4 protein-coding genes are annotated in these 3,301 nt (G+C 50.1%); 2 read left to right on the forward strand and 2 right to left on the reverse strand.

Annotation, left to right across the window (positions count from 1 at the left end):
- Positions 1–411: GSCFA domain-containing protein (locus WBV75_RS14860; RefSeq protein WP_424121363.1), on the forward strand; the 411-nt coding region annotated here is incomplete at its 5' end.
- An 86-nt stretch (positions 412–497) separates the two neighbouring features.
- The gene (locus tag WBV75_RS14865; RefSeq protein ID WP_424121364.1) at positions 498–1,112 is read left to right on the forward strand and encodes a DUF4230 domain-containing protein; all 615 of its coding nucleotides are present in this window, start codon (positions 498–500) and stop codon (positions 1,110–1,112) included.
- A gap of 84 nt (positions 1,113–1,196) precedes the next feature.
- Here the strand turns inward: WBV75_RS14865 and WBV75_RS14870 are convergent, their stop codons facing one another.
- Both WBV75_RS14870 and WBV75_RS14875 read right to left on the reverse strand, forming a co-directional pair.
- Positions 1,197–2,951 (reverse strand): aromatic amino acid hydroxylase, encoded by a 1,755-nt coding sequence (locus tag WBV75_RS14870; protein ID WP_424121365.1) that lies wholly within the window; start codon positions 2,949–2,951, stop codon positions 1,197–1,199.
- Positions 2,952–3,056: 105 nt separating this feature from the next.
- Positions 3,057–3,301, reverse strand: a 245-nt coding sequence (locus WBV75_RS14875) for a DUF4136 domain-containing protein (protein WP_424121366.1), incomplete at its 5' end; no start/stop codon positions are given.

The following is a 3,301-nucleotide window of genomic DNA, read 5'->3' on the forward strand; positions in this document are numbered from 1 at the left end:
GTACTACTGACCGTGTCCCCGGTGCGCCATGTGCGGGATGGACTGGTAGAGAACCAACGCAGTAAGGCACATCTGATCGCTGCGGTCCACGAAGTGGTCCGGGGCGCAAATATCCACTACTTTCCCGCCTATGAATTGTTGATGGATGAATTGCGCGACTACCGGTTTTATAACAGGGACCTTATACACCCGACAGAGCAAGCTGTGGATTTTGTCTGGGAAAAGTTCGTAGAGGCCTGGGTAGATCCCTTAGCGATACCCGTGATGAAACGGGTGGGGGCACTACATAAACAAATGGCACACCGGGATGTCCGTGCCACCGAATCTTCAGGGGACAACACAAATGAACTCCTGAAGGAAAAGGCAGCAGCCCTATCGGCAGAATATCCCTTTATACAATTTGACTTATGATATGAGCCATGAAAATTCTCAATACCCGGTGAAAAGTTCAATGGCGAATTACATCCGACCTTTAAAGAACAATAAAACATGAACAGATGAAACGAATTCTTGCGGGTTTTGCCATCTGCCTGGTCCTGGTCCTGCTGTACAGATCCTGGGAGTGGACCGGTAAAGGAGAAGCCGAAGTGCAGTCCGAATCGGCCCTTATCACTTCTCAGATCGAGCAGGTTTCGAAATTAGTAGTTACGGAAGGGCATTTTGCCGAAGTCTTTAGTTACGCGGATAGCCGGGAATTATTCGGACCCTTCTTTACGGCGGATAAACGAGCGCTCGTGGTTGTCAATGCCAGGGCGACGGTAAGTTATGACCTGAGTGCGCTGACCTATCGCCTGGATAGTATCACCCGGACCCTGTATATCGAGGAAATTCCCGAACCCGAAATCCGTATTGACCCGGATATTGAATATTACGATGTCAGTGCCGATTATTTCAACCCCTTTGAGGCGGAGGACTACAACAGGGTCAAATCTAAAGTAATCGCCTCCATTGAGAAAAAAATTGAGAATTCAACCCTGAAAAGCAATGCCAGGAATCGCCTGCTGAGCGAACTCGCAGAATTCTATGTGCTGACGCGTTCCCTGGGCTGGACGCTGGTCTATAAGGATCAGAAACTGGAATCCATGCCTTCCCGGGATTTGTTGTTGGATTGACCCCCCCCCTGGTTAGTGCCCAAGTTTTATTAACGCCAGACCTCTCCTTCCAGCGTTGTATTTACGAATACGCAATGTTTTTTATCACAGGGCTACTTTGGCCTGATCTACCAGGGCTATTCCCCCATCGATCAGATGCCCTACTTCGGGACGTTCGCGTTTTACCTGCTCGAGATGTTGCAGGATTTCAGACGCAAATGCCTCATTTCGATCTTCCCGGGCCAATTCGTAAATCTCCACGGGGAGCATCCAGTCTTCCGGGTGGGAGGCCTTGAGTTCCTGAAAAACCTTATTCCTCGAGATGGTGGTATTGGTCCCTTCACGGAATTCCCGAATTTGGGTATATAGCTTTTCGAGTTGTTCCCTCTTGGGGTCTTTGTGAACCTTTATAGTTGTTTCCCCGGGAACATGGCTGTTGAGGTCAAAGCTGCTAAGGTCTGCCGGGCCATTGAAGGCGGAGACTATATTTTCACCAACCGCCATGTGGTAGTGTCCCCATTCCGGACGAAATAAATACTCGTCTTTGTAACGAACGGTGCAGTTCTGGAAGGTGATCAGGATGATTTCCCCCCTTAAATTCCGGGTTCCGGTGATAATATCCCCCTGAAGGTGAATCCCACCTTCAAACTCCAGGGTTACCTGCTCGCCTTCATAAATTTTGTACGCTTTTAAATCCCTCGGACTCATATCTTCGATGGGCAGGTTAATCCCCTTCAACTTGCCAATCGGCGCCCCGAACCCATCCGGATGAAAGGCCGTACTATGCCCAATCAGTTCTTTTTCCCGATAGGCCAGGGCAGTAGGACCCGTAGTCTGAAGGTAGGCGGTCCTGCCCTCAGAGGCTATGGCCCTGGTAAATACCCCTGAAATCTGAAGTCCGGTACTGAGCTCCACGGTGCCCAAAGCCTCGGATGCGATTAGTTTTTCCAATCCGTCGAGGCCACCCCTGCGCAGCGCCATGGTATTGGCGAATTCCTCGAGTACCTGGCTTAAGAAGGCAAAATCGGGTGTTACAAAAAGCTGAGGTTGGGGCTTGGTAATGTCGAATGAAGTATGTACAGCTTCGATGGAATATGGGATTTTTGAAACTTTGTCGGTCATGCACCAACTGCTTTCCCCGATAGAAGAAAGCAAGCCGGCCCCGTAAATTTTTGGGGCTTCAGGGGTTCCGATCAGGCCGTATTCCACGGTCCACCAATGCAGGTTTCGGATCAGTGCCATTTCGCTGGGAGGCCCCATGTTTTCCTGTAATTTGTCAATGTGCTGTTCTGCCTCGGTTATGGCCTTCTCGCTTGTACCCGGGGCTTCCTTAATAATGGAGAGGTGGCGCACAGCTTCGTAAAGTTCATAATCTTTGGCACTGGAAATTGCCTTGCAACCGATTTCCCCGAAACGCCTTAGGTACTCGGCGTATTCCGGATTTGCGATGATAGGAGCGTGCCCCGCACCTTCGTGGATGATGTCCGGTGCCGGGGTGTATTCAATATGGTCGAGCTGCCGGATATCAGAGGCGATCACCAGGACATTATAGGCCTGAAATTCCATAAAGGCCGCCGGAGGAATAAACCCATCTACGGCTACGGCAGCCCAGCCAATTTCTTTTAAAATGCGATTCATCCCATACATATTCGGGATGTGCTCGATAGAAATACCTGTTTTCTGAAGGCCGCTCAGGTAAGACTCGTGAGCCACCTGGCTTAAATACGCCACATTTTTGCGCATCACATACCTCCATACAGCCTGGTCTACCGCAGAATAATCTTCGTAATTCTGAGGTTTGATGTACTGCCTGAGGTGGGAGGGCAGACGGTCCAGAATAGGATTGCTTTCGTATTGCATAGCACAATTTTTCGGTGACCTAAAGATACGAATTCGCATGCAAATTTTATTCCAGGCCAAAGAAAACCCCCGCCGGACGCGGGGGTTAAAATTTGCATTTTCGAATTATCTCGAAGCGATGATTTCGGGAGGATAGGCTTCCATTATTTTTGAGACGAATTCCCGGATTCGCGCTTCTTTCTTGTCGATATCACTGGTGTTTCCCAGCGTGCCTTGTCCGCGTCCCTGCCATATCAGTTCCTTTTTCTGCGTATCAATAAGGTCTATGTACAAAGCTCCTTCCGTACTGGTGCTCACACTAGGTCCCCAGGCGCCTCCCCAACCCGGGCCCCAGGCACCGCCCCAGCCCC

The organism is Robiginitalea sp., from assembly GCF_049588695.1.
In the GTDB taxonomy this organism is placed as follows: domain Bacteria; phylum Bacteroidota; class Bacteroidia; order Flavobacteriales; family Flavobacteriaceae; genus Robiginitalea.